The following is a 26,313-nucleotide window of genomic DNA, read 5'->3' on the forward strand; positions in this document are numbered from 1 at the left end:
GAGGTATGAGCGACTTCGACAAGGAAGCGGAGCGAGAGAAACTTCGCGAGCAGTTCGAGGAGGAAGAGTCCGACCGTCAGCACACCCAGCAACTGAGTGAACTCCTGTTGAAGGGCGCGACCATGACGAACAACCACTGCGACCGGTGCGGCGACCCTATCTTCCGGTACGACGGCCAGGCGTTCTGTCCGACCTGCCAGTCCGAGGGGCAGGCGGCCGGCGGAGGCGCTCAGGGTGGCGGAAACGCACAGGCGAATCCACAGAACCAGCGTTCGGCGACGAACGCAGAGCGGCCCGAAACGGCCGAACGAGCGGTGGAGGCCGATGATACCGATGCCGCGGCCGGAACGACGGCGAACGAGGCAGCGCCGCAGGCTGACGTGTCTCGCCCCGCGGATCCGAAGTCGTCGTTCGCGTCTGCTCCGGCGAACGCACCGGGTCGCGGTGCCGGTCCGACGCCCGCCGAGGGCTCTTCGGAGGCCGCGCCGGAATCCGGTGATGTGGCCGCCGCCCAAGAAGCCCTCCGCGCGACGCTCACGAAGTTCTCGCGGAAGGCGGCCGAGACTGACGACCCGCGACGGGCGCGGGAGTGTCTCGCCGCCGCGCGGGAGGCCGCCGAAGCGCTCGACACACTGCCGTACTGATCCTACCCGGCGTACTCGCTCCCCACGACTTCCCGGATCCGCTCCGCTGTCACCTCGCCGACGCCGTCGGCCTCGGTGAGGTCGTCCTTCCGGGCGGTCATCACGGCTTCGACGGTGGCGAACTGCTCAAGCAGTGACCGCGCCGTGACGGGACCGACGTCGGCGATGGAACTGACGACGTACTCCTGTTGCTCCGCGAGCGTCTTCGACTGCTTCTCGCCGTGGACGCTCACCTCGCGGTCGTCGGCCTGCTGTTCGCGGCCGGCGATCACTTCGAGCAGGTCCGCGGTGTCGCCCTCGCCCTCGGTCCGGAGGACGCTCACGCCGAAATCGACCGCGAGACTGGACAGCGCGCCGCGGATGGCGTTCGGGTGGACGTTGCGCTCTCCGTAGAGGTCGTCGCCTTCCAGGATCAGGACGCCTCGGGAGTAGTGTCGGGTCAGGTCGCCCACCTGCTCGAAGACGGAGCGCTCGTCGCCGCCGGTGAGCGTGTCGAGGAGGTCGCTGACCGTCTTGCGCTCGACCGCGACACGGTCAGAAAGGACGTAGTCGCCGACGGCGAGCGTCTCCAGTCGCGTCTCGACGCCGTCGCGCTTCGAGAGGTTCCGCGCGATATTCGAGTCGAGTTCGCGCTGGTCGACGACGATCTCCAGCGACTCCTCGTCGCCGTTCGCGGTGGCGACGGTGCCCTCTGCGGCGTCGGCGGTTGCGTCGCCGTCGCTCTCCTCTGTCTCGTCGCCCGCGAAATCCTGTAATCCCGGCTGGTCGCCGCTGTTCGCCGTCGCCGCGGCCGCTCCGCCGTTCGCGGCACTGGCGTCGGTCTCACCGCCGGACACACCTTCTGCGTCGCCACTGCTTCCGGCCGGCTCCGCGAAATCGCCGAGCCGCTGTTGGCTGTCGTCTAACTCCTCCTCTAAGTCGTCGGCGACGCCTTTCAGCTTCCGCAACTCGTCTTCCATCTCCGACTCCTTCCGGCGAGCGATCCAGAAATACGCCTCGTCGCGGGTGTCCTCCGCCATCAGAACGACGACTTTCCCCTCGGCCTGCCGGCCGGTCCGTCCCTTGCGCTGGATGGAGCGGATCGCCGTCGGAACGGGTTCGTAGAACAGCACGAGGTCGACCTCGGGAACGTCAAGCCCCTCCTCCGCGACGGAGGTCGAGACCAGCACCTCGAACTCCCCGTCCCGGAAGGCGTCTAACGTCTCCTGCTGTTCGGTCTGGGTCATTCCGTCGCTACCCTCTTTGTCGCCCTGTCCGACGAACCGCCGGGTGTCGAAATGGTTGCCGAGAAACTCCGTCAACACCTCGGCGGTGTCGCGGGACTCGGTGAAGACGATGACGCGCTCGCCGTCGTCGATGCCGAGCGTCTCCGCCAGCAACATCCGCGTCTCGGAGAACTTCGGGTGCCGGTCGTCGTACTCCTCGGCCTTGCGCATCGCCTCGCGGACTTTCGGCTCCGAGACGAGTCGCTGGCTGGCTTTCGACGCGCCCGAGGACCGAGCGGCGTTGCGCTGGCGCTCGAAGTACCGGCGCAGCGCCTCGACACTCTGGGTCTCGACGTACGTCACTGCGGTCCGAAGCTTCCGGATCTCGGCGTGTGCGGACATCCCCTGATACCCCTCGGACTGGTCGTTGTCGATGAGCTTCTGGAGCTCCGCCCGCATCCCCTTCAGGTCCGTCTCCGAGAGGTCGGCGCTGGTCTTTCTGGTGACGCCGAGTTCCTTTAGCTTCTCCAGTCGGTCCTCGATCACCTCGTTCAACGCGTCGCGTATCTCGACGACGGTGTCGGGGAGTTCGATCGTCTTCCACTCGACGTCGGTCTCGTGGGTGTACTCGCCCACGTCGGCGTCGTCCTCGGTCATCACCTCGACTTCGCGGATTCCCAGGTTCTCGCAGACGGTCAGTATCTCCTCCTCGTCCCCGCCGGGCGAGGCGCTCATCCCCGTGACGAGCGGATCGTCGGCGTCGGCGTGGTAGCGCTCGGCGATGTAGTTGTAGGCGTAGTCGCCCGTCGCACGGTGGCACTCGTCGAACGTGCAGTGGGTCACGTCAGCGAGGCTGACTCGGTTGCCGACCAGGTCGTTTTCGACGACCTGCGGCGTGGCGATGACCACACTCGCGTCCTCCCACAGTTCGGCGCGGTCGTCGGGCCTGACTTCGCCGGTGAACATCGCTATCTCCTCGTCGGGGATCGTGAGCGCGTCGCGGTAGAAGTCGGCGTGTTGCTGGACGAGCGGCTTCGTCGGCGCGAGAAACAGCGACTTTCCGCCGACCTCGTCGAGTCGTCGGGCGGTCACGAGCAAACTGACCGTCGTCTTCCCGAGGCCAGTCGGCAGGCAGACGAGCGTGTGGTCCTCGGCGGCGGTGCCGGCGAGTTTGATCTGATAGAGGCGACGCTCGATGAAGTTCGGCGTCAGCAGCGGGTGGTCGACGTAGCCCGGTTCCTCGTCCGTGGCGGCCATTGGCGGCCATTACACCCCGCCGGCGTTAAGAGTTCGTATAGCGCGGTGAAAGTGGTCCGCTATCTTGCCGGTCACCGTCGGGAACGTGCTGTTGGTGAGCGTCCTCGGGACGACGCTGATGCAGTACTCGGACGCAGTGTGGGACCGCCTGCCGCGGCGGACGACGGGTTAGATGACGATGAACGCCGCCACCGCAGCGGCGATAGGGATCGTGAGGTTATCGTCGATGACGTACGTCGCGATCACCGGCTTCACGCCGTCGGCCAGCGTCGCCGCGACGGCCGCGATGGCGGCGGCGTGTATCGGCAGGAACGGGTACGCAAGCAGGAAACAGGTCGTGAACATTGCGGCGAGCACTGGCCAGCGCTTGATCGTCCGCAGTTCGCCCGACCCGAGCAGGCCGCTGACGGGGTCGCCGAGCGTGAGCATCAGCATCGCCGGAATGGCGATCTGCGGTTCGAACACCAGGCCGACCAGGGTCCCGCCGAACACGTACAACGCGTAACCGGCGACGTTGTCCTGTTCGTACTCCCGGGTCAGTTTGTCGTACACGACCCACTCCAACCCGGCGAACAGCCGGAGCGCCTCTAGCACTATCGTCACGACGGTCCCGGCGATAAGCACCCACTGGATGTGCGTCCACTGGAGGTCCAGCCAGGAGACGTGCTTGCTCAGGACGTATGCCCCCGGTATCGTCGCTCCGCTTGCGTGGACGAGTCGACGGGCGACTTCGTTCGCCATTATTCGGCGTCCGCCGGCGCGAGCAGTTCATCGAACGTCCCGCCGCCGTTCCGAAGACCGGCCAGCGACTCGGCCAGTTCGTCGACGTCGACGCGGGTCTGTTCAGTGGTATCTCGTTCGCGGACAGTGACGGTCCCTTCTTCCAGAGTCTCGTAGTCGACCGTCACGCAAAACGGCGTGCCGACCTCGTCCTGCCTGCGGTAGCGTCGCCCGATCGCGCCGGAGTCGTCGTAGGTGACGTCCAAGCCGTTCTCCCGGAGTTCGGCGGCGATCTCTCTCGCACGCTCCGCCATGCCGTCTTTGTCCATCAGCGGGAAGACGCCGACCGTGGTCGGCGCGACTTCGGCGTCGAGTTCGAGGTACGTTCGCTCCTCGCCGTCTACCTCGTCCTCGCGGTAGGCGTGAGCGATGACGGTGTAGACGACCCGGCCGACGCCGAACGACGGTTCGACGACGTGGGGCGTGATGTGCTCGCCGGATTCGGTGACCTCCTCGACCGCGAAGCCAGTTCTCTCGACCGGCACCACGTACTCGTCGCCGTCGACCTCGACGGAGACGGTGTCGCCGTCGAACGCGGTCCTGTCGCGCTCGGCTTTCGTCTCGAGCGCGTCGGCGATTTCGCCGGCCTGCCCGCCGAACTCCGGGCCGAGATAGCTCATGTCCGGGTCGACCGTTGCGCGTTCGACGGTCTTTGGCTCGTCGTACTGCTTGAAGAGTGTGAACTCCTCGTCGGAGTACTCGCCGTGCTTCGAGAGGTCGTAGTCGCTACGGTAGGCGAGGCCGGCGAGTTCGAACCAGTCGCCGTCTATCTCGGACTCGGCGTCCCAACAGTCGGCCGCGTAGTGGGCGCGTTCGCCCGGGAGGTGCTGGCGGAACCGGAACCGGTCCATGTCGACGCCGACCCGTTCGTACCACGGCTTGGCGACGCCGAGATAGTAGGCGACCCACTCGTTCGTGAGGATGCCGTCCTCGACCGCGTCGCCGACGGTCGTCTCGACGTAGTCGCCGTTTTCCTTGTTCTGCTCGCTGGCCGGATACAGCGTCACTTCGACGTCTTCGACCCGTTCGAGCGGCGGTTCGTCCTCCTCGGGGTCGATGAAATGCTCCAGTTCGGCCTGCGTGAACTCGCGCACCCGAATGATCGAGTTCCGCGGGCTGATCTCGTTGCGGTACGCCTTGCCGATCTGGGTGACGCCGAACGGCAACTGGTTGCGCGCGTACTCCTTGAGGCGGGGGAACTCGACGAAGATACCCTGGGCGGTCTCAGGCCGGAGATACCCCGGTTGCGAACTGCCGGGGCCGATGTTCGTCTCGAACATGAGATTGAAGTCCTGGACGGGTTCGCCCGCCAACTCCGTCCCGCAGTTCGGACAGACGAGGTCGTGTTCGGCGATCATCTCCTCGACTTCGGAGATGGGAACGGCCTCGGCGTCCTCGATGTCGGTCGCGTCCTCGACCAGATGGTCGGCTCGGTGGCTCTCGCCGCACTCGGGACACTCGACGAGCATGTCGTCGAACCCGTCGAGGTGGCCCGACGCCTCGAAGACCGGTTCGGGCATCACGGTCGGTGCGTCTATCTCCTGGTGGCCCTCCTGTACCGCGAACCGGTCCCGCCAGGCGTTCTCGACGTTGCTTTTCAGCGTCGCGCCCTGCGGACCGTACGTGTAGAACCCGGAGACGCCGCCGTACGCACCGTTCGACTGGAAGAAAAAGCCCCGGCGCTTCGCCAGTTCGACGACGCGCTCGCCGATGTCCTCAGTCATACAGCGCCCCCAGCAGATCCACGTCGCGGACGATCCCTACCAGGTCGTCGCCGCTCACCAGCGGGATCTGCTCGATGTCGTTCGTGATCATCAACTGTGCCGCTTCCCTGGCGGTCTTCCCCGAGGTCACCGTCACGACATCGCCGGACATGAACTCCTTGACCGGACCTGCGGGGATCTCCACGTTTCGGGTCGGCAGGTAGCGGTTGCCGACCGCCTTGATACCCTCCCAGGCCCAGTCGTCGTCCTCGTTGGCGATGCTGTCGCCCGTCTCCGCCTCGCCCTCGACGACCCGCGCGACGTCGAGTACGTCCACCTCCGTGATGACTCCCGTCATCGACCCCTCGTCGTCCAGCGCTATCGCGTAGGGGACGTTCGCGTAGTATATCTCGCGCTCGGCGACGTGAAGCGGGGTGCCGTCCCAGACGGTGTTCAGGTCCCGCGAGGCGAGTTCGCCGACGGTCCGGTCACCGTCGGCTTTCTCTTCTGCGATCGCGCGAATCACGTCCGTGACTGTGACGATCCCCTCTAACCGTCCGTCGACGACGGGGACTCTTCGCTCTCGTTCCGTCACCATCAGTTCGCTTACCTCTTCGAGACTGGCGTCCTGTGTCGTCGTCGAAACCTCGTTCAATAGGAGGGCGAGCTGGTCCTCGTCCGGTGTCTCGATGAGTGACTCGCGGGAGATGAGCCCGCGGTACTCCTCGCCGTCGTCCGTCTGTTTGAGAACCGGAACGGACGAAAACGACCGCTCTTGGAGGTACTCCAGTGCGTCGTCCCGAGTACCCGGAAGCTCAACGGTCACGACATCCGAGCGAGGTGTCATCGCGTCAGCGACGTTCATACCCGCTGGGTAGGACTTCTCCCCTCTTGTACCCTACGAACCCCACGCTCCCGTCTCCCGCGGCGGCGACTGCAGTGCTATCTCTCCTCGTCGAGGTCGACGAGGCGGTCGGCCTCCGGGAAGAACTTCTCGTAGTCGTCGTGTTTGAACGAACCCAGATGGTCGCCCGACAGCGTCTCTGCGTGCGTGTACATCTCGTTTTCCTCCCGGGCAGTCTGGACGGCACCGTCGGCTCGGTAGCGCTGGAAGTTGCCCGCGATCAGGATCGAGGTTTCCGTCTCCGGGTCGAGTAGCTGGGTCACGTGAAAGACTCGGCCTTCCGCTTCGGCGCGGAACACGTCGAACGCGGGGAACTCACACGCTTCGACCGCTTCACGGAACGCCTCGGCCTGGTTGTCGGGAACGACGTGTACGAGCCCCCATCGGTCTCCCGTCCCGTCTTCCGGCGGTTCTGCCGCGGTGTCTACCGCTGTCACCGTCACGGTGTCCCATCCCTCGTCTTCGAGTTCCTCCGCCATCGCCTGCATGTCGTCAAGCGTCTGGCTCCACGCGTCCTTGTGGATCGGGATACTCGCTTCCAGTTCCTCTTCGGAGCCGAGCGGCTGCGAATCCGAATGGTCATCTCTGGACTCGCCGGGTTCTCTCATACTCATTCGTGATGATGGACCGGTGTAAGCTTTTCTGACTGCTGAAGAACTCGCGCGCCGCCGTTACCCGCCGACGCCGAAAACGAACTCCATCGCCATCGACGCCCCGAGGACGGCGAGGGAACTGAGAAACACCCGCGCACCGCCGCTCCAGCGCTCGTCATGACGGACGGCGAGGTCGTCCGGCAGTGCGGTCCGCGTCGCTTGCTCGAAGCGTGATTCGGTCTCTGGTTTCTCTTCTCCCCCGTCAGTATCGTAATCCTTCCAGGCGGCTCTCGGGCGGAGTTTCAGCGTTCCGATTCCGAACAGCAACAGGCCGAGGAAAAACAGCCAGTATTTCACGCCCGTCCATCCCCAGCCGAGCGGAAGGCACAGTACTGTACCGATAACGAACACAACGGCGGCTAGCGAGACGGCGTATACGATGCCGTCGACGCCCCGTCGCACCCGGAGCGAGATGCCGCCGGCGCTCATTACTGCTGCATCTCCGTCCGATACTCACCGGGGGATGCGTACTCGCTTTTGTGTCGGTGGCACCGACTCTCGCGGCCGCTCTCGCTTATCTCGTGTGCCTCGGGATATTCAGCGTCGCACTCGCTCCCGAACTGTTCGTTGAGATACTCGCTGGCGGCTTCTTCGTCGCCGTCCGCAATCATGCTCGCCGCCTCGCTGACGTGCGTCTGGACCTCCGGGGGCACGTCGAGATCACCGAACAGTTCCTCGACGATCTCGTCGATGCTGGCGAACCGTGTGTCGAATGCAAGGAACTCCTTTACGCGCTCGACGGTCGTCCGTTCCGCGCGGGAGCGCTCCCGGAGTACCTCGCGGAACACCTCGATAGCCGTCCACACCTCCATGTCGATATCCCGGTACTCCTCCGGTCGGATCTTCATGGGACAGCGCGTCGAGAACGGGCAACCGGACGGCGGGTCCCGCGGGCTCGGCGGCGTACCGCGGAGCGTGATCCGGTCTTTTTCCAGGGTGGGATCCGGCTCCGGGATCGCGGACAGTAGCGAGTGCGTGTACGGGTTCCCCGGACTCTCGAACATCTCCTCCGTCTCGCCCAGTTCCATGATGTTGCCGAGGTACATGACTGCGACGCGGTCGCAGATGTGCCGGACGACGGAGAGGTCGTGGGCGATAAAGAGATACGTCAGTCCGAACCTGTCCTGTAGGTCCTCGAGCAGATTGAGTATCTTCGCCTGCACGGAGGCGTCCAGCGCGGAGACTGGCTCGTCGAGGACGACGAAATCCGGCTCTAGCGACAGCGCCCGGGCGATACCGACTCGCTGTTTCTGACCGCCGCTGAACTGGTGCGGGTAGCGGTAGTAGTGTTCCTCCTGGAGGCCGACCGTCTCCAGGAGCTCTCGCACCCGCCGTCGTCGGATCTGGTTTCTCGACTTGTGGACCGTCACGTCGACGGTAACGCCGCCGCCGCTCTCGGTCACGTTGATCGTCAGCTCCGAACTGTCTATCGGCGCGCTCTCGCGGAGATGGACGAGTTCGGCTTCCGGGGTTACGACGATGTCGCTGTCCTCGTATTTCGCCTCCGCGACGTGACGGACCATCTCTCCGTTGACCGTCACTTCGGACGCAGCGGCGTTCTGGACGCCGACCTCGAACGTGGGCCAGTTGTGAACTTCGAGCGGTTCTCGAACTATCTCCCCGACCGTCATTCGGTTGTTGAGGCTGGAGTCGGGGTCCTGAAACACCATCTGGACGTTCCGCCGCCACTGTTTCAGCTCTTTCCCGTCCAGCGTCGTGATGTCGGTGCCGGCGTACGCGACCTCACCGGCGGTTGCGGACTCTAGCTGGACGAGCGTCCGTCCCAGGGTCGTCTTTCCACAGCCGCTCTCGCCGACGAGGCCGAGCGTCTCGCCGCGTTCGATGGTGAACGAGACGTCGTCGACGGCCTTGACCGGTTTACCGCCCAACAGTCCCCCTTCCTTGCCGTAGTACGTTTTCAGGCCGTTCACGTCGACGAGGGTGTCCTGCTTGCTATCCTGTGCGGCCGTCTCCTGGTCTCCGTATGCTTGCTTACTCATCCGTTCCCACCTCGGAGTCGTCTCCCCGACGCTGATGCTCCGTTACCGCCTCGATTCGACTGGCGTCCTCCGGGTAGAGCAGACACGCCGCAGTGTGTTCTTTCTCCCCTTCGCCGACGGACACCTGTTCAGGGTGAACAGACGTGCACTCGTCGAACGCCTTCGGACACCGCGGTGCGAACCGGCACTGCGACGCCGGTTCGTTCGGCGTCGGCACGTCGCCCTCGATCGTCGACAAGCGGTCGCCGCCCGGGTTCCGTCCCGGAATAGACGAAAGCAGCCCTTGCGTGTAGGGATGTCGCGGGTTCTCGAACATCTCGACTACGGGCGCTTTCTCGACGATTTCGCCGGCGTACATCACGTTGACGCGCTCAGCGACCTCCGCGATGACGCCCATGTCGTGGGTGATGAACATGATCCCCAGGTCGTGTTCCTCCTGCAGTTCGGACAGGAGGTCGAGTATCTGCGCCTGGATGGTGACGTCGAGCGCCGTCGTCGGTTCGTCGCAGATCAGCACGTTCGGGTCGCAGGCTAACGCCGTCGCGATGACTGCCCGCTGGCGCATCCCTCCCGAGAACTGGTGCGGGTACTCTTTGAGCCGCCGGTTGGCGTCCGGGATCCCGACTGCCTCCAGCAGGTTCGCGGCCTCTTCGGTCGCCTCACTGCCGCGTAGTCCCTGATGGAGTCGAAGCGACTCCTTGATCTGGTTTCCGACGGTGTAGACCGGATTCAGGCTGGTCAGCGGGTCCTGAAACACCATCGCGATGTCGCCGCCGCGGACGGAGTGAACCGCGTCGTCGGGCGCTTTCGCGAGATCAACGTACCCTTCTTCGACGGTCACGTTGTCGCCGCTTCCTTCGGACTCAGCGAGGGCGATGAAGGTCTCGCTGTCGGGTTCGCTGATCGTCTCGCCCGGCGCTACCTCGACCGTCTTGTCCGGGTACTCCCGAGCTAACCGTTCGACGGTACTGGGGTGACTGTACCGGATACTGCTTCCATCGAGAACGTGTCCGGGTTCCTCGACCAGACCCATGATAGAGCGCGCGGTGACGCTCTTTCCGGACCCGCTCTCTCCGACGATACCGAGCGTCTCGCCGCGTTCGATGTCGAAGGAGATGTCATCGACCGCGCGGATCGTCTCCTTGTCTGTGAAGAACGCTGTCTGGAGGTTCTCGATCGACAGGATCGGATAGCTGTTGTCCGGGCCGACCCCGTAGGCGACTTGGCTCATGCTCCACCTCCTGCCGCGGCGGCCTCACCGCCGCTGCCGGTGTCGCTCTGTGGGTCGATCGCGTCGCGGATGCCGTCGCCCAGAGCGTTAAACGCAGTCACGACGATGACGATCAGTAACCCCGGCACGATGGAGATGTGCCAGGAGTCGGTCGCGATGTACGACTGTCCGAGGTCGATGGCGCGGCCCCACTCCGGAGTCGGCGGCGTGATGCCGAGACCGAGGAAGGACAGCCCGGAGACGGAGATGATGATGCCCCCGAGCGTCATCGATCCGTAGATGAGCATGTAACCGACCACGTACGGAGCCATGTGTTTTCGCATGATCCGTCGCGGAGTCTGGCCGTAGCTCTTTGCGGCGTCCACCCACTCCTCTTGAACGACCTGGAGCGAGGGGCCACGGATGGCGCGCCACATTGCGGGCCACCCCCAACTCCCAAGCAGCAATGCCAGGAGTAAGCCGCCGTTGTATATGTCCGCTATCCACGTCTCCCTGAGTATCACCACCGCCCCTATCAGTACGAGCAGGCGCGGCATCGCCTGGATGGAGTCACTCAGTATCACTGCCCCGAGGTCGACTGCACCCTTGTAGTAGGCGGACACCATCGCCAGTGAGAACGCGATCACCGATGAAATGCCGAGCGCGAGCAGGCCGATGAACAGCGAGACCCGCGACCCGGCCGCGAGGAACGTAAAGAGGTCCTTCCCGTTCGGTAACGTCCCGAACGGATGGAACCGGTCGTAATCGTCGTAGGTTCCGATACCGTGGTTCCCATTGCTTCCGCCGCCACGGGAGCGGGAGCCGAGATTTGCGTTGCCGACCAGCGTCGACCGCACTTCGCCGCTTTCCTGGTCGAGATATTCGGTCTCGTAGCTGTACGGTTCCTGGATGTTCTCTTCGACTACCGTGGGTCCGAGCGCCGGAGCGAACATCGCCATCATGAAGAACATCGCAATGATGACGAAGCCGAACTGTCCCCAGCGGTGGGTACGCATCCGGTCTATCATGTCGTCGGCCGGCGTCCAGTCCGCGTAGCGGTAGTGTTCGCGGAAGACGAGATACCCCTTCCAGAACCAGGCCAGACAGGCGAACGCGTACAGGTAGATGAGCGCGACCCGAATAGCCCACGCGATGGCGGCCGGCAGGCCGAGGAAAGTGCCTTCCCAGCGCCAGAACTCTACCGTGAACCCGGCTATATCGGCTGCGAACTGCTGTCCGCCCGGAACACGGTGTCCGCGGTTCGGAATCACGTCTCGGGACAGCAGCGTGGGTATCTCCGCGAGACGGTCACCGACGCTCGCGAGCACCGACCCGACTGGTTCGAACAGGGCGAGAAGCGGGAGACCGAACAGTCGGTCAGCGATCGTTTGCCACGGCGGGAGTTCCATCATCGCGCCGAATAGCGCACCGACCTGTAACGCAACGAGCACACCGAGGACTGCGAGCCATCGGAGAGCCGGTTCCGGATTATTCCGGATACGGTCGAGCAACGGTGCGTCGTCTTCGATGGATGTTCGTTCACTCATTATTACTCACTCTCGTATCCGACCCGCGGATCGATGATCGTGTACAGGAAGTCTTGCATTATGTTGATAAATACTAGTAATAGGATGAAGATGAACATTAGCGCCCCGGCTACGGGCATATCACCTTCGGTTAGTGCGTCGAAGAACAACTTCCCGATGCCGTTTATCGCCATCACTGTCTCGACGAGGACGGATCCGCCAAGCAACAGGCCTGCCTCGCCGGTGATGACCGGCACGAGAGGGATGAGTGCGTTCCGGAACATGTGTTTCCAGACCAGAGACCGGCCCGAAACGCCTTTCGCCTTCGCCATCTCGACGTAGTTCGAGTGTTTCGTCTCCAGCATCGCCGTTCGGCCGATCCGCATCTCGTTACCCATCGACGCGGAGCCGAGAACGACCGCAGCGGGGAGGATCTGCTTCGTCGCCCTCACCCACTCCATCGGTTGTATTTGACCGGCCTGGAGGTTCGTCCAGGCAGTGTGGAAGTACTTGGTTCCGATAACCTGCGGAGTGTCAACGATGAACGTCTTCCAACTGAAACCGAACAGTATGTCCTCGGACGTGGACAGACCGACCAGCAGGATCACCGCCAGCCAGAAGTTCGGCATGGCGCGCCAGACGATCCCGCCGAACGACGCGAAGTAGTCTCCGGCCGTGTTCGGGTTCAGCCCCGCGTAGAAACCGAGCGGAATCCCGATGAAAAGCGGGATCAGGATGGCCCAAAAGCCCATCCAGACCGTTCGCGGCGCGCGGGATTTGATAAGTTCGATGGTGTCCGTGTTGGTCTCGACGACCCAGGACTGGCCCAGATCGAACGTGACCATGTTCCAGAGGAAATCGAAGTACTGTTGCCAGAGCGGCTGATTCAACCCGAGTTGTCGCCGCATCCGTGCCATGTCGTCCGGATTCGCTTCGGTTCCGAACACGGCGGATACGGGGTCGATCGGCCCCATTCGGATAGCGATGAACGTCACCGTCGTTCCGAATAGGATGACGGGGATCGACAGGACCAATCGTTTTGCGAAGTAAGACCAGCGGCTCATAGTCTCTCACCGCCGTCTGCGTTGGATCTATTCATCATTAATTGCGTTTATCTTTCATGCATTATTTGCGTTCCGCTTCGAGTTGAGGACCAGCACTACCGTGTACTAAAAAACCCTCGGTGGGGCGGTACTAGTCGCGCTCTCCGACGTAGACGACGTTCTTTTTCTGTCTGGATCGGCCGGCGGCACCTGCCCGCGGCTTTTCGACCCAACTGTAATGCATGTTCTCCGCCACGTTGTGCAGGAGCGGGAGGAAGACGACGTCTTCCCAGTTGGCCTCCTCCATCGAGACGTAGGCCTCGTTACGGGCATCCTGTCCCGCTTCGGGGGCAGGATTGTTCTGGACCTTTTCCCAGGCGTCGGCTGCGCTTTGCGCGGCCTCGCTCTCGTTGGGGTCCCAGTCGACGTAGCTGATGGGTGCGTCGAGCGACGTGTCTGTCTGCGGCGGGTTCATCAGCTGGAGGAAGTTGTCCGGCGCAGGGTAGTCCATGATCCATCCGAGGCTGTAGGCGTCCAGGTTGCCTTTCCGACCTCGTGACAGCATCGTACTGAACTGGGTCTGCTGGATCTGGACGTCGACGTGTGCGGATGCGAGCTGGTCACGAAGGATGTTCGCTATTTCCGCGAAGAGCTCGCTCTCGTAGATGGTGAGTTCGAGTTCGTAGGGGTCGTCGCTGCTGTACCCGGCGTCCTCCATGATCTCCGTCGCCTTGTCGATACGCGTCTCTTCGAGGCCGTACGGGTAGTTCTCCTCGTGGTCGAGATAGGCCTCTTTGCCTCCCGGATAGATAGCCGGCGGCGTGAAGTGTGAGGCGGTCGTGCCGGGACCGTTGAGCACCTCGTCGATCATCTGCTGCTGGTTCATCGCGTGCGCGAAGGCCTTCCGGACTGCCGGTTCCGTGTTCGCCTGGTTGAAGGCGAAGTAGTACACACCGACCTCCTCGACCTGGTAGTACGGAACCGTCTTGTCGTTCTCGAGCGGGCCGTACGTCCCGTATTTCCGACCCATGCTGTCTTTCCCTTCGATGGACACCTTGTTGGCGTCGTACTGCGAGTTCGGAATGTACGGAACGTCGGCGTTCTCGTTGAGAACCGTGTACGTGTAGAGGGCGTTGTCCTCCTCTGCGATCATCCAGTGAACGCCGGAGACGTACGGTCCTTCTCCGTGATACTCGTCGATCGGACGAGCCGAAACCTCGCATTCGCTCCCGGAGTTCCAGGTCTCGAGGCTGAACGGTCCCGCGCCAACGGGTGTTTCCTGCGTGAACTGCTCGTAGCTCATGTCGCCGTCGTACCCTTCGATGTCTCCCACGACTCCTTCGGGGATGATCGAGAACGAGGTGTACGCGAGCAGTTCAGGAATCGCGTGGAACGGCGATTCGAGCGTCATCACGACCGTCTTTTCGTCGGTCGCTTCGATATCCAACGAACCGGGGACGTACGCGTCCTCTTCGCCTTCGGTCTCGTGTGCAATGCCGAGGAAGCCGAGAATGAAACTCGCTCGTCGGGAGTTGTCCGACTGAGCCAGTCGCTCGAATGAGTAGACGACGTCGCTTGCGGTCACGTCACCGTAGTCGTCGTGGTTGTACGTGATATCGTCTCGGAGGTTGACCGTCACTTCCGTGACGTCGTCGTTGACCTCCATGCTCTCGGCGAGGAGGTTCTCCGTCGTCGTCTCCCCGTTCGGGTAGTTCGTCAGCGCGTCGAACAGGTTTATGATGACGATGCCCGACGCCTCGTCGGTCGAGGCGATGGGGTCAAGCGTCGTCATCGTGGAGTTGTGACGCCTGTAGGTCTTGTCGGTCTGTTCCTGCTCCCGAGTGGTTCGCTCCGTCTCCTCTTCCGGAGTGAGCGTGTCAGTGTCGTCTTGACCTTCGTCGTCACCGCCGCCGGAACAACCGGCTAGCGCGACTGCCGTCGCAGCTCCGCCGGTGGCCTGCAGGAACCGCCGGCGAGTAGTGTCATTATCTGTCATCCCAAACCCCCCTTCTGGATGGACCAGTTTAAATTTTCCGTTACGTTTCGCGATCTGAGAACCTTCTCAGCGGTTTGGCCGACGTTAATAACTACAATAATAGTGGTTTTATTTACTCTGATCGCCCAGTCAGCACTGTTTTTCCGACGAGTTTATAAGTGCCTGAAAGATTATTACCTATATGGCGAGGAAACCGTCAGGTCCCCGCAGTGGGAGCGCGAACGCCGGTGAAGTCATGAGTACCGTCGACGGCGACGGTAACCGACAGGAGTACGTCATCGCCGATATCAGCGAGGACGATGCCTGGCTCTCCATGTGTGTAGACGACGCCCCGACACTTCCGGCCTGGCGGTAGACGACGACCTTTTGCGCTGCGTTTCTGCGAACGGTCCGCCAGCGGTGGGCATGTTCGCCTGACTCGGCAAAAGCTCGGCCAAAATCCAGCGCCACCGCCTCAGTCGCTTGCCCGCGGTTTCGCCGCTCGCTCTCTGCGGCGCGTAGCGCCGTGCTTCGCTCCCTTGACGGGTCCTCGGACCGCTCGCTCGGGCCAGGGCCCTCGCTCCCAGATACATTGCTTGCAGACGCCCTGCCCTTCCCCGTACCGGACGGACTCGGCCCAACGGGGCCTCGCCGTCCGCTCGGCCGTTTCACCGCGCTCTTGGCCCCCTCGCGGATTACCGCCGACCTATCGCCCGGCGATACGCACCTTTTTAGTTCTGGCCACCGCTCCAACAGGGTATGCAATACCGCGAAGTCGAGACCACGGGGGAGTTTCTGGCTCGACTCGACAACGGCGCTGACTGGCGCGAGGAGATCGAGGGGCTCGCCCGCGATGTCGACGCCGACGCGGCCTGGTTCACCGCGATGGGCGCGGTGCAGGACGCCGAGATATGGTTCTACGACCAGGAGACGACCGAGTACGAGGCGGTCGAGTTCGACGAACACCTCGAAGTGGCCGCCTGCGTCGGTAACGTGTCGTGGCTGGACACCGGGGCCCAGAACTCCTCGAACAGTCGGACCTCGTCCGACGATGGAGAGCGGTTCGCCCACACACACGCCGTCCTCTCGCGGCCGGACGGCGACGCTATCGCGGGCCATCTGAACGCCGCGACTGTCTTCGCCGGCGAGGTGTACATGCGGACGTTCGACACGACGCTCGAACGCGAACACGACGAGACTACCGACCTGGACCTCTGGTTATAGATGCGGCGGGAAGACGAACGGTACTTCGAACGGCTCGAAAACGGCCTCGACGACGCCTTCGAGGTCGCCCGCTCGGCCCGCGAACAGGGTCACGATCCCGAAACCGAGGTCGAGATCCCGGTCGCCAAGGACATGGCCGACCGCGTCGAGAACATCCTCGGCATCGACGGGGTGGCGGAACGCGTCCGCGAACTCGAAGGCGAAATGAGCAGGGAGGAGGCCGCCCTCGCGCTCGCGGAGGATTTCGCCGAGGAGCGCGTCGGTGACTACGAGACGAAAGCCGGCAAGGTCGAGGGCGCGGTCCGCACGGCGGTCGCCCTCCTCACCGAGGGCGTCGTCGCGGCTCCCATCGAGGGGATCGACCGCGTCGAACTGTTAGAGAACGACGACGGCACGGAGTTCGTCAACGTCTACTACGCCGGCCCGATCCGCTCCGCCGGGGGGACCGCACAGGCACTGTCCGTCCTCGTCGCCGACTACACCCGCGCGCTCATCGGCGTCGACGAGTACAATGCCCGTGACGACGAGATAGAGCGCTACGCCGAGGAGGTGTCGCTGTACGACAGCGAGACCGGCCTCCAGTACACGCCGAAAGACAAGGAAACGAAGTTCATCGCGAAGCACGTCCCCATCATGCTGGACGGTGAGGCGACGGGCGACGAAGAGGTGTCGGGCTTTCGCGACCTCGACCGCGTCGACACCAACTCCGCCCGCGGCGGAATGTGTCTCGTCCTCGCCGAGGGGATCGCGCTCAAGGCCCCGAAAATCCAGCGCTACACCCGGAACTTGGAAGAAGTCGACTGGCCCTGGCTTCAGGACCTCATCGACGGCACCATCGGCAAGGACGGCGACGAGGGGGCCGACGAGGGTGACGAAGCGGACCCCGACCCGGACGACGGCGACGAGAGCGAGGACGCGGACGGAAGCGACGCCGCCGAGCCGGACGGCCCGCCCCGCGTTGAGGAGTCCTGGAAGTTCCTGCGGGACCTGATCGCCGGCCGCCCCGTCTTCTCGCATCCGAGCGAAACGGGCGGGTTCCGCCTGCGCTACGGCCGCGCACGCAACCACGGGTTCGCAACGGCGGGCGTTCACCCGGCGACGATGCATCTGGTCGACGATTTCCTCGCGACCGGAACCCAGATCAAGACCGAGCGCCCCGGCAAGGCCGCGGGCGTCGTCCCCGTCGACTCCATCGAGGGGCCGACGGTCCGCCTCGCAAACGGCGACGTCCGCCGGATCGACGACCCCGAGGAGGCCCTCGAAATCAGAAACGGCGTCGAGAAGATACTCGACCTCGGCGAGTATCTCGTCAACTACGGCGAGTTCGTCGAGAACAACCACCCGCTCGCGCCCGCTTCCTACACCGTCGAGTGGTGGACACAGGAGTTCGAGGAGACCGACGCTGACGTGCAGGCGATGGCCGACTCCGTCCGCGTCGACCTCGACGACCCGGACCCAACGGAGGCGGTCGAGTGGGCGACCGAGTACGACGCCCCGATCCATCCGAACTACACCTACCTCTGGCACGACCTGTCCGTCGAGCAGTTCGAGGCGCTCACCGACGCCGTCGCCGCCGGCGACGTGGTCGACGGCGACCTCCTGGTCGAGAACACCGCCGACGTCGGCGAGGCGCTCGAAGCGCTCATACTCGAACACCGCCAGGAGTCAGACGCTATCGCAGTGCCGGAATGGGACCCGTTCGTCCGGTCGCTCGGTCTGACGACCGACCTCGACCGGACCTGGGACGACCTCTCGGCCGAATCGCGCGAGTGGGACAACGCGGTGAAAGCTGTCAACGAGGTCGCCCCGTTCGCGGTCCGCGAGCGCGCGCCCACGCGTATCGGAAACCGAATGGGTCGCCCGGAGAAATCCGAGTCGCGCGAACTCAGCCCGGCGGTCCACACGCTCTTTCCCATCGGCGAAGCCGGCGGCAACCAACGCGACGTCGCCGCCGCTGCGGGCCACGCCGAGACCATGGAAGACACCCCCGGCGAGGTCGAAGTGGAGGTCGGTCGCCGCGAGTGTCCCGGCTGTGGCGAAGCGACGTTCAAGCCGTGCTGTCCAGACTGCGGCGCGCACACGGAACCGCACTACCAGTGCCCTGACTGCGAACGGGACCTCCGTCCGGACGAGGCCGGCCGCGTTCACTGTTCGCGCTGCGAGATCGACGGAACGTCCGTCGAATCCCGCGTCATAGACGTTCACGCCCAGTACCGCGATGCGCTCGAGTCCGTCGGCGAGCGCGAGAACGCCTTTGACATCCTGAAAGGCGTCAAGGGGCTTACCTCGACGAACAAGACGCCCGAGGCCATCGAGAAGGGGATCCTCCGCTCGAAACACGGCGTCTCAGCGTTCAAGGACGGCACCGTCCGCTACGACATGACGGACTTGCCCGTCACGTCCGTCCGTCCCGAAGAACTGGACGTTACCGTCGACCAGTTCCGCCAACTCGGCTACGAGGAGGACATCCACGGCGACCCTCTCCGGCACGAGGACCAACTGGTCGAACTGAAAGTTCAGGACGTCGTCCTCTCGAACGGTGCCGCCGAACACCTCCTGCAGACGGCCGATTTCGTCGACGACCTCCTGTCGCAGTTCTACGACCTCGAACCGTACTACGAACTGGACAACCGCGACGAACTCGTCGGCGAACTCGTCTTCGGGATGGCCCCCCACACCAGCGCGGCCGTGGTGGGTCGGGTTATCGGCTTCACGAGCGCGGCGGTCGGATACGCGCATCCGTTCTTTCACGCCTCGAAACGGCGCAACTGCGACGGCGACGAGGACTGCGTGATGCTCCTCCTCGACGGCCTGCTCAACTTCAGCAAGTCCTACCTCCCGGACCAAAGAGGCGGTCAGATGGACGCACCCCTCGTCATGTCCTCGCGCATCGACCCGAACGAGATCGACGACGAGGCGCACAACATGGACGTCGTCTCGCAGTACCCGAAGGAGTTCTACGAGGCGACCCGCGAGATGGCGGACCCCGGCGAGGTCGACATCGAGATCGCGGAGGACACCCTGGGCACGGACCGGGAGTACGCCGGCTTCGGTCACACTCACGACACGACCGATCTGGCGCTGGGTCCGGACCTCTCTGCGTACAAGACGCTGGGGTCGATGATGGACAAGATGAACGCCCAGTTGGAACTCTCGCGGAAACTCCGCTCCGTCGACGAGACGGACGTCGCGGAGCGGGTCATCGAGTACCACTTCCTGCCGGACCTCATCGGCAACCTCCGGGCGTTCTCCCGGCAGGAGACCCGCTGTCTCGACTGCGGCGAGAAGTACCGCCGGATGCCGCTGTCGGGCGACTGCCGGGAGTGCGGCGGTGACGTGAACCTCACTGTTCACCAGGGGTCGGTGAACAAGTACATGGACACCGCCATCCAGGTCGCCGAGGAGTACGGGACCCGCGACTACACGAAACAGCGCCTCGAAGTGCTCGAAAAGTCGCTGGAGAGCATCTTCGTCAACGACAAGAACAAGCAGACTGGCATCGCGGACTTCATGTGAGCGGTGCGGGCCGGGACGGCTCGCCGTCCCGGGGATTTTTGGCCGAGCTTTTTGCAAGAAGGGTAGCAAGCGAAGCGCAGCTACCCGACGCAGTAAAAAGGTCGTCACGGAACAAGCAGACTGGCATCGCGGACTTCATGTGAGCGGTGCGAGACCCGGGCCCGTCAGTCGTTGAGATGTGCCCCCTCGAACGAGCGGGGCGGCAACCGGAGTTCTTCGAGGACCGGCAGGTGTTTGACGTTGTAGACGACCTTCATCTGGTCAGTGACCGGGACGCCGTTGCAGGATAGCTGGATCCCGCGTTCGACCATCTCCGTCGGGAGAATGTGGTCGACGGGCATCGACAGTTCACCCTCCGTGACCACGACAGCGCAGTTGGCGCACGCGCCGCCGCGACAGGAGTACGGCCAGGCGAACCCGCGGTTCTCGGCGGCTTCGAGGAGCGATTCGCCGGGTTCGGCCAGGAACCGACCGTAATCCGTCGAGTCGAGGTTCTCGGCGGACGCCTTCTCGAACAGGTCGTCGTCGTCGAGTTCCCACCCGTAGTCGCCGAGCACCTCGAAATTGAGGTACTCGATTCGGGAGCCCTCCTGCTCGCGCTGCTCTTCGACGCTTTCTCGACTGACCTCGATCTCCTCGTTCCCGTCGGCCGATTTGATCTCCTCGTACGCCGCCTTGACCAGCCGAAACTCCCTCGCGGATCCGCCCTGGTCAGGATGTGCTTCCTTCACCCGCCGTCTGAACGCTCGCTCTACCTCCGCTTCGTCCGCATCCGGACCGATCGATAGAATCTCGAACGGGGACTCCACGGATACCGCTAGCCGATTGGGACGAAAAAGATTTGCGCCCCAGTACGACGCGTTTTTCGGCCGCTTTCCCTCGGTTTCACAGCCGGCTGTTCGCTCCGAGCGACTGATCTCCCCCGCCATCCGGTTCACTGATGTTTATTACTGATCGTCCATGAGAGTAGGCGTATGCTTCACGCGGAAGGTTCGCTCCTGACGGTTGACGTCGGGGAGCGATCGACGGACACAGACGAAATAGACGACGTGCTCGAATCGTTCATCGGCGGGCGCGGCGTCGGCACGAAACTCGCGTACGACCGTATCCCGTTCGACGCGGATCCGTTCGGCCCGGAGAACAGCCTGTTCTTCGCGACCGGGCCGATGCAGACGTCGAACATGAGCTTTACGGGGCGTACGAACTGCACCGCCGTCTCCCCGCTGACAGACGGCCTGATCTCGTCGAACGCCGGCGGGTTCATGTCTCGACATCTCGCGGATACGGGCTACGCCGCCGTCGAGATAACCGGCGAGAGCGAGGAACCCGTCATCGTCCACGTGCGCGACGATTCGGTCGAGTTCGAGGAAGTGCCCGACCTGGCCGGCGCAACAGTTCCGGAGGTGACCGAGCGCGTCACGGACCGTGACGAGGACCTCTCTGCCGAGAACATCGCCGCTATCGGGCCGGCCGGCGAGAACCTCGTCCGGTTCGCGTCGATCATGACCACCGAGACGCGGGCGTTCGGCCGCGGCGGGCTCGGCGCGGTGTTCGGCTCGAAAAACGTGAAAGCTGTCACGTTCGCGGGCGACTCGCCGCCGGAGATCGACATCGACCCCGTCCAGATGGACGTCCACCGCGAGGCGGCGACGAGCGACCACATCATGAAGCGACAGGGGACGACGAGCGTCACCGACTACGCGAACGAGGTGGAGGCGCTGCCGACGCGGTACTTCTCGGAGCTGTCGTTCGAGGGGGTCGACGGTATCAGCGGCGACCGAGTCGAGGAAAAGAAGTTCGAGAAGGGGACCTGTTCGGCCTGCGCGTTCGCGTGCAAACTCCCAACGAAAGACGAGGAGCGGGGCGTCGAGACCGAGGGGCCGGAGTACGAGACCGTGATGTCGTTCGGAAGCAACGCGGGCGTCGACGACATCGTCGACGTGATGCAGTCGAACGAACTGTGCGACACGCTCGGTCTCGATACGATCAGCGCGGGCGACGTAGTGTCGGCATACCTCGCCGCCGAGGACGAGTTCGGCAACGTCGACCTGATACACGACCTCGTCGAGAAGATCGCCTACCGCGAGGAGGAGGGCGACCTGCTCGCGGAGGGTGTCGACCGCGTCCACGAGGAACTCGGCGTCGAGAACTGGTCGGTCAAGGGGATGGAGTTCCCCGCACACGACGGCCGGACGCTGAACGGACAGGGCCTCGCTTACGCCACGTCGAACCGCGGCGCTGACCACATGTACGCGACGTTTTACGCGTACGAGTACCCGCTCGTCGACCCCGACTCGGCGTTCGAGCCGACGGGTCTGGACGACAAGCCGCCGGAACTCGTCCGTCAGGAGAACAAGCGAGCGCTGGAGGACTGCGGCGTCGTCTGTCGGTTCTCGCGCGACATGCTCAACGCGGAGCGCTTCGAGGCGCTGTTCGACGCTGACTTCGATGACTTGCTCGACATCGGCGCGCGCGTGATCGACCTCGAACGGGCGTTCAACAACGAACGCGGGTTCGACCGGGCGGACGACCGACTCCCCTACGACGTCGACGGGTTCGATGCGGCTCTGGACGAGTACTACGGGATCCGCGGGTGGACGGAGGACGGGACCGTTCCCGCCGCCTCCGGGTCACACGCGCCCGCAGACGACTGACGGCGGTCGACATCTCGCTCTCCCGGGGGTCCGTCGAACACCGCCCTACGTTTATGCCCGTTCCCGTGGTGCGTTCAGATATGGCTGGACAGGGAGAAACACCGGCGAAGGAGGGGGAAGAGGAAGCGGAAAAAGCGGTCAACCGGCTCGACCTCGGACAGGCCGTCTACGACGAGGACGGCGAAGAACTCGGTACGATTCGCGGGTTCGAGAAGGGCGGATTCTTCGTGACGACCCGCGAGGGCGTCGAGAGCCTGAGCGTCGAACACGCCCGTTCGGGGCACGATTTCGGCGAGGCAGAACTCATGTGGCGCTGCACGGAATGCGGCGAGATGGGGGCGATAGACGAGGGGCTCCCCGACGAGTGTCCCGGATGCGGCGAACCGAAGGAAGCGCTCATGTACTGGACGGAGGACTAAGCTCTTTGTCGTCGACCGCGAGAGGGGAGTATGGACGTCGTCGTCTTCGGAGCGGGTAGTCTCGGCAGTCTCGTCGGCGGACTGCTCGCGCAGGAACACGATGTGACGCTCGTCGGCCGCGATCCGCACGTCGCCGCCGTCGCCGAGTCCGGGCTTGTCGTCGACGGGGACCGTTCGGCGACGGTCGCACCGACGGCCGCAACCGACGGGACCGGACTGACGGCGGATCTCGCGGTTCTGGCGGTCAAGGCGTTCGACACCGAGGCCGCCGCCCGCGATCTGGCGACCGGTGAGTACGAGGCGGCGCTGTCCCTCCAGAACGGCATGGGAAACGAGGAGCGCCTCGCTCGCCACCTCGACTGTCCCGTCCTCGCCGGAACGGCGACCTACGGCGCGGTCCTCCGCGAGCCGGGCCGCGTGGAGTGTACTGGCGTCGGCGAAATCACGCTCGGACACCGCGAGGGCGGTGACTCCGCGTCGGCGGTCAGAGTCGCCCGCGCGTTCCGTCGGGCCGACCTCGATGTGACCGTCTCCGACGACATGCCGCGACGGCTCTGGGAGAAACTCGCCGTCAACGCCGGTATCAACGCCGTTACCGCGCTGTCCCGCGTCGAGAACGGAGCCCTCCTGTCGGGGCCCGCGAACGACCTCGCACGCTCCGCTGCATGCGAGGCGGCCCGGGTCGCCCGTCGCCGGAACGTGTTTCTCCCCGACCGCGCGGCGCTGGACGCCGTCGCGGACGTGGCGACGGCGACGGCCGACAACGAGTCGTCGATGTATCAGGACGTGCAGGACGGCCGCCGGACGGAGGTCGACGCCGTCAACGGCTACGTCGTCGACCGGGCCTCCGAACACGACGTTGACGTCCCCGTCAACCGGACGCTCGCGGCGCTTTTGCGGGCGTGGGAGCGAGGTCAGGGCGTTCGCGAGTGAGTCCGGTGTGAGGGCGCGTCGAGTCGGTTGGCGGCGAGGCCGAACTGTCCGCGAACGGGCACAGACCGACCGCCGATCCGAGTACGACCCCGATCAGGTGCGGTACAGCACCCACAGCGCCGCGGCACCGCCGACGACGATAGCGAACCAGTAACTCGCCAGCCGGTAGATCGTCGCGACCGCCAGCGCGTCTGCGGCCGACAGTGCGCTCAGCGCGACGACGAGTCCGGTTAGCGCTCCCTCGACGGCCGCGAGGCCGCCCGGCGTGGGTACCATCCCCGCGAGCGTGCTCGCCGGGACGACGAAGAAGACGAGCAACAGCGGAACGGCGAGGTCGAGGGTCAACCCCGCGAAATACAGCGGCAGCGCGAAAAACACCCAGCCGACGTACGCGAACGCCGTCGCGGACAGCAACGCTCTCGGGGATCCGGTGATGCGAGCGATCGACTCGTAGAAGCGTTCGATCCGCTCTCGGATGCTGTCGACGGTGACCCGATCCGTCCGGCGGGCGAGCGGTTCGACGACGCGCAGTATCGCCCGTTCGACGACGCTCCGGAACTGCCACCCGGCCACGACGATAGCGGGGATGCCGACCGCGAGTACCCCGAGACCGACCGCGAGATCCTCCGCGGTTTCGGTGAGTTGCGACCGGAGCAGCAGGTAGCCCAGCCCGACCGCCGCGAAGTTGAAGAAGGGAAGCAGGTTCAGCAGGTCGGCGGTGACGACGCTTGCCAGGCTCTGCTCGTAGTTCGCGTCCGTGTCCTGCGAGAGGACGTACGCGATGAAGGGTTCGCCCCCCGCTTGCCCGAGCGGCGTCACGTAGTTGGCGAAGGTTGCGGCGAAGTACGTCACGACGAGCTTCCGGTACGGGACGTCGATCCCGCCGACGCGGAGAACGATCTGCCAGGCTTTCCCCCACGCTGCGAGACACAGCAGCGTCGAGAGGCAGGCCGCGCCGAGCCACCGCAACTCCGCGTTCCGGAGTCTGGCTATCGTCTGGTCCCACCCGACCGCCGCGCCGAGTAGGTAGACGAGAACGGCGGCGACGACGAACCCGCCGGCTATCTTCGCCGTCGTCTGGCGGTCGAACAGGTCTCCGAGGTCCGCGGTGCCGTCTGCGCCAGTCACGTCAGTCGATATACCCCAGGTCCTGCAGACGGTCCTTTGCGTCCTCGCTCATGTCGTCCAACACGTCCTCGCCCGTGCCGGCGGCGTCACCCTCCCAGGGGCCGCCGACCCGGTCCTCGAACCGCGATAACGCCGCCTCCACCTCTGCGATGGAGTCGTCGATCTCACCGCTCGTCCCCGCGCGGTTCTCCGTCTCGCCCGGGTCCTCGTCGAGGCGATACGCCTCGTCCGGGATCCGCTCGTTGCGAATGTACTTCGCGTCCGGGCGGCGGCCGGCCCGCATCCGCGAGTAGAACCGCGAATCCTCATCGAGCGTGATCCCCGCGGCGCTGGCCTTCTGTTCGAGCTGTTTCAGCTCGACGACCGGCCGCGAATACTCGACGAAGGCGAACTCCCCGTCGTCGAACTCGCGGTAGTCGTCGCCCAGCAACGACCGCCGCTCGTCCAGCGAGACGGCGGTTTCGCCCGCGGGGTCGACGCCGGCGTGGTCTAACACGGTGTGATACAGGTCGATCAGTTCGACCTGCTGGTCGTAGCGGCCGGCGTCTAGGTCCGGGTGTTTCACCAGCAGCGGGACGTTCACCAGCGGGTCGTAGATGCTGAACTCGTGGCCGTAGAGGTCGTGCTCGCCGTGGAGTTCGCCGTGGTCCGCACAGACGACGACCAGCGTGTCCTCCCAGCGCCCCTCGGCCTGCAGCCAGTCGAACAGGCGACGGAGTTCGGCGTCGATGTGGCGGATCTCCGCGTCGTAGAGGCCGCGGATGTCGTCGAACTCCGCGTCGTCGATGTCGCGCGCCCCGGAGTTGTACTCCTTGGAGTTCTGGCAGACGGCGGTCGAATCGACGTCCGGCGCGAACTCCTTCCTGTACTCCTCGGGCGGGTGGTAGGGGAGGTGAGCGTCCATCAGGTTGACGAACGCGAAGAAGTTCTCGTCGTCGTCGACGCCGTCGACGAACTCCCGCGTCCGGTCGATGACCTGCGGCGTCTTCGAGTCCGACCCCCCGCCGCTGGCGAAGTACTCGTGGAACGTGTTACCGACGCTGACCAGCCAGTCGGCGACTTTTCGCAACTGCTCGTTGTCGTTCATCGTCTTCCAGGCTTTCGCCAGCGGGCCGCTCATGAACTCGCCCGGCATCACCTGGAAGAAGTTGTCCTGGTCGCCGAACCCGTCGGTCAGATGGGTGTACGGCGTGATCCACGCGTTCGAAGAGTAACAGGCGCTCTCGTGGGTCCCCGAGAGGCTCTCTGCGAGCGTCGTCGCACCTTCGAGATAGGGGTTTTCCTGGTTCGCGTTGTGTTCGCTGGGGTAGAGACCGGTAAACAGCGACGCGTGGACGGGAAGCGTCCACGGTGCCGGCGCGACGGCCTGCTCGAACACCGCGGCGTCCTCGGCGAACGACTCCAATCCCGGCGTTGTCGGGCGGTCGTAATCGTATACGGACAGGTGGTCCTTACGAACGGTGTCCATCACGACGAAGAGAACGTCCCGTTCCGACGCGTCCGCGCTCGTCATACCTACGGTGGACCGCCGGAGCGTTA

At 64.5% G+C, this 26,313-nt stretch carries 20 protein-coding genes; 6 read left to right on the forward strand and 14 right to left on the reverse strand.

The features are described from left to right. Positions 1–5: 5 nt before the first annotated feature. On the forward strand, positions 6–644 hold the full coding sequence (locus tag SM753_RS08960; RefSeq protein ID WP_323191335.1) for an Sjogren's syndrome/scleroderma autoantigen 1 family protein: 639 nt from the start codon (positions 6–8) through the stop codon (positions 642–644). Positions 645–646: 2 nt separating this feature from the next. On the opposite strand, the gene SM753_RS08965 is transcribed toward SM753_RS08960, so the two are convergent. The 11 genes from SM753_RS08965 to SM753_RS09015 all read right to left on the reverse strand — a co-directional run bounded on the left by SM753_RS08965 (position 647) and on the right by SM753_RS09015 (position 14,921). Continuing rightward, positions 647–3,106 carry a DEAD/DEAH box helicase gene (locus SM753_RS08965; protein ID WP_323191336.1) on the reverse strand — a complete coding sequence of 820 codons (2,460 nt, stop codon included), beginning with the start codon at positions 3,104–3,106 and terminating at the stop codon, positions 647–649. Between the two features lie 168 nt (positions 3,107–3,274). Beyond that, positions 3,275–3,847, reverse strand: coding sequence for a dolichol kinase (locus SM753_RS08970; protein WP_138798568.1), 573 nt, complete (start codon positions 3,845–3,847; stop codon positions 3,275–3,277). Next, positions 3,847–5,610, reverse strand: a complete 1,764-nt coding sequence (gene glyS, locus SM753_RS08975) for a glycine--tRNA ligase (RefSeq protein ID WP_323191337.1) — start codon at positions 5,608–5,610, stop codon at positions 3,847–3,849. The genes SM753_RS08970 and glyS overlap by 1 nt, the downstream gene beginning before the upstream one ends. After that, positions 5,603–6,454 carry a CBS domain-containing protein gene (locus SM753_RS08980; protein WP_323191338.1) on the reverse strand — a complete coding sequence of 284 codons (852 nt, stop codon included), beginning with the start codon at positions 6,452–6,454 and terminating at the stop codon, positions 5,603–5,605. Before SM753_RS08980 ends, glyS begins: the two co-directional genes overlap by 8 nt. A 77-nt stretch (positions 6,455–6,531) precedes the next feature. After that, positions 6,532–7,101 carry a hypothetical protein gene (locus tag SM753_RS08985; RefSeq protein WP_323191339.1) on the reverse strand — a complete coding sequence of 190 codons (570 nt, stop codon included), beginning with the start codon at positions 7,099–7,101 and terminating at the stop codon, positions 6,532–6,534. A gap of 63 nt (positions 7,102–7,164) precedes the next feature. Then, on the reverse strand, positions 7,165–7,575 hold the full coding sequence (locus SM753_RS08990; protein WP_323191340.1) for a hypothetical protein: 411 nt from the start codon (positions 7,573–7,575) through the stop codon (positions 7,165–7,167). Next, complete coding sequence (locus SM753_RS08995) at positions 7,575–9,146, reverse strand: oligopeptide/dipeptide ABC transporter ATP-binding protein (protein WP_323191341.1); 1,572 nt, start codon at positions 9,144–9,146, stop codon at positions 7,575–7,577. Before SM753_RS08995 ends, SM753_RS08990 begins: the two co-directional genes overlap by 1 nt. After that, positions 9,139–10,377, reverse strand: coding sequence for an ABC transporter ATP-binding protein (locus SM753_RS09000; RefSeq protein WP_323191342.1), 1,239 nt, complete (start codon positions 10,375–10,377; stop codon positions 9,139–9,141). The genes SM753_RS08995 and SM753_RS09000 overlap by 8 nt, the downstream gene beginning before the upstream one ends. After that, positions 10,374–11,903, reverse strand: coding sequence for an ABC transporter permease (locus SM753_RS09005; protein WP_323191343.1), 1,530 nt, complete (start codon positions 11,901–11,903; stop codon positions 10,374–10,376). The genes SM753_RS09000 and SM753_RS09005 overlap by 4 nt, the downstream gene beginning before the upstream one ends. 2 nt (positions 11,904–11,905) lie before the next feature. Further along, positions 11,906–12,946 (reverse strand): ABC transporter permease, encoded by a 1,041-nt coding sequence (locus SM753_RS09010; protein ID WP_323191344.1) that lies wholly within the window; start codon positions 12,944–12,946, stop codon positions 11,906–11,908. A 130-nt stretch (positions 12,947–13,076) separates the two neighbouring features. Next, positions 13,077–14,921, reverse strand: coding sequence for an ABC transporter substrate-binding protein (locus tag SM753_RS09015; RefSeq protein ID WP_323191345.1), 1,845 nt, complete (start codon positions 14,919–14,921; stop codon positions 13,077–13,079). Between the two features lie 738 nt (positions 14,922–15,659). On the opposite strand from SM753_RS09015, the gene SM753_RS09020 reads away from it, so the two are divergent. Both SM753_RS09020 and SM753_RS09025 read left to right on the forward strand, forming a co-directional pair. Further along, a complete protein-coding gene (locus SM753_RS09020) occupies positions 15,660–16,124 on the forward strand; it encodes a PPC domain-containing DNA-binding protein (RefSeq protein ID WP_135535225.1) in 465 nt (154 codons plus the stop codon). Further along, the gene (locus SM753_RS09025; RefSeq protein WP_323191346.1) at positions 16,125–19,640 is read left to right on the forward strand and encodes a DNA polymerase II large subunit; all 3,516 of its coding nucleotides are present in this window, start codon (positions 16,125–16,127) and stop codon (positions 19,638–19,640) included. Between the two features lie 164 nt (positions 19,641–19,804). Here SM753_RS09025 and fer read toward each other — a convergent pair whose 3' ends face one another. Continuing rightward, positions 19,805–20,449: a ferredoxin Fer gene (gene fer, locus SM753_RS09030; RefSeq protein ID WP_323191347.1), complete on the reverse strand. Its 645-nt coding sequence runs from the start codon at positions 20,447–20,449 to the stop codon at positions 19,805–19,807. Between the two features lie 165 nt (positions 20,450–20,614). Here fer and SM753_RS09035 point away from each other — a divergent pair, with 165 nt between their 5' ends. The 3 genes from SM753_RS09035 to SM753_RS09045 all read left to right on the forward strand — a co-directional run bounded on the left by SM753_RS09035 (position 20,615) and on the right by SM753_RS09045 (position 23,646). Then, the gene (locus tag SM753_RS09035; protein ID WP_323191348.1) at positions 20,615–22,294 is read left to right on the forward strand and encodes an aldehyde ferredoxin oxidoreductase C-terminal domain-containing protein; all 1,680 of its coding nucleotides are present in this window, start codon (positions 20,615–20,617) and stop codon (positions 22,292–22,294) included. An 80-nt stretch (positions 22,295–22,374) separates the two neighbouring features. Continuing rightward, positions 22,375–22,713: a hypothetical protein gene (locus SM753_RS09040; protein ID WP_135535229.1), complete on the forward strand. Its 339-nt coding sequence runs from the start codon at positions 22,375–22,377 to the stop codon at positions 22,711–22,713. 30 nt (positions 22,714–22,743) lie between these two features. Then, a complete protein-coding gene (locus tag SM753_RS09045) occupies positions 22,744–23,646 on the forward strand; it encodes a ketopantoate reductase family protein (RefSeq protein ID WP_323191349.1) in 903 nt (300 codons plus the stop codon). A gap of 93 nt (positions 23,647–23,739) precedes the next feature. On the opposite strand, the gene SM753_RS09050 is transcribed toward SM753_RS09045, so the two are convergent. Both SM753_RS09050 and SM753_RS09055 read right to left on the reverse strand, forming a co-directional pair. After that, on the reverse strand, positions 23,740–24,774 hold the full coding sequence (locus SM753_RS09050; RefSeq protein WP_323191350.1) for a lysylphosphatidylglycerol synthase transmembrane domain-containing protein: 1,035 nt from the start codon (positions 24,772–24,774) through the stop codon (positions 23,740–23,742). 1 nt (position 24,775) lies between these two features. Next, positions 24,776–26,287 (reverse strand): sulfatase-like hydrolase/transferase, encoded by a 1,512-nt coding sequence (locus tag SM753_RS09055; protein WP_323191351.1) that lies wholly within the window; start codon positions 26,285–26,287, stop codon positions 24,776–24,778. Between the last annotated feature and the right edge of the window lie 26 nt (positions 26,288–26,313).

It is taken from the genome of Halostella sp. PRR32 (assembly GCF_034808085.1).
GTDB classification, from domain to species: domain Archaea; phylum Halobacteriota; class Halobacteria; order Halobacteriales; family Natronoarchaeaceae; genus Halostella; species Halostella pelagica.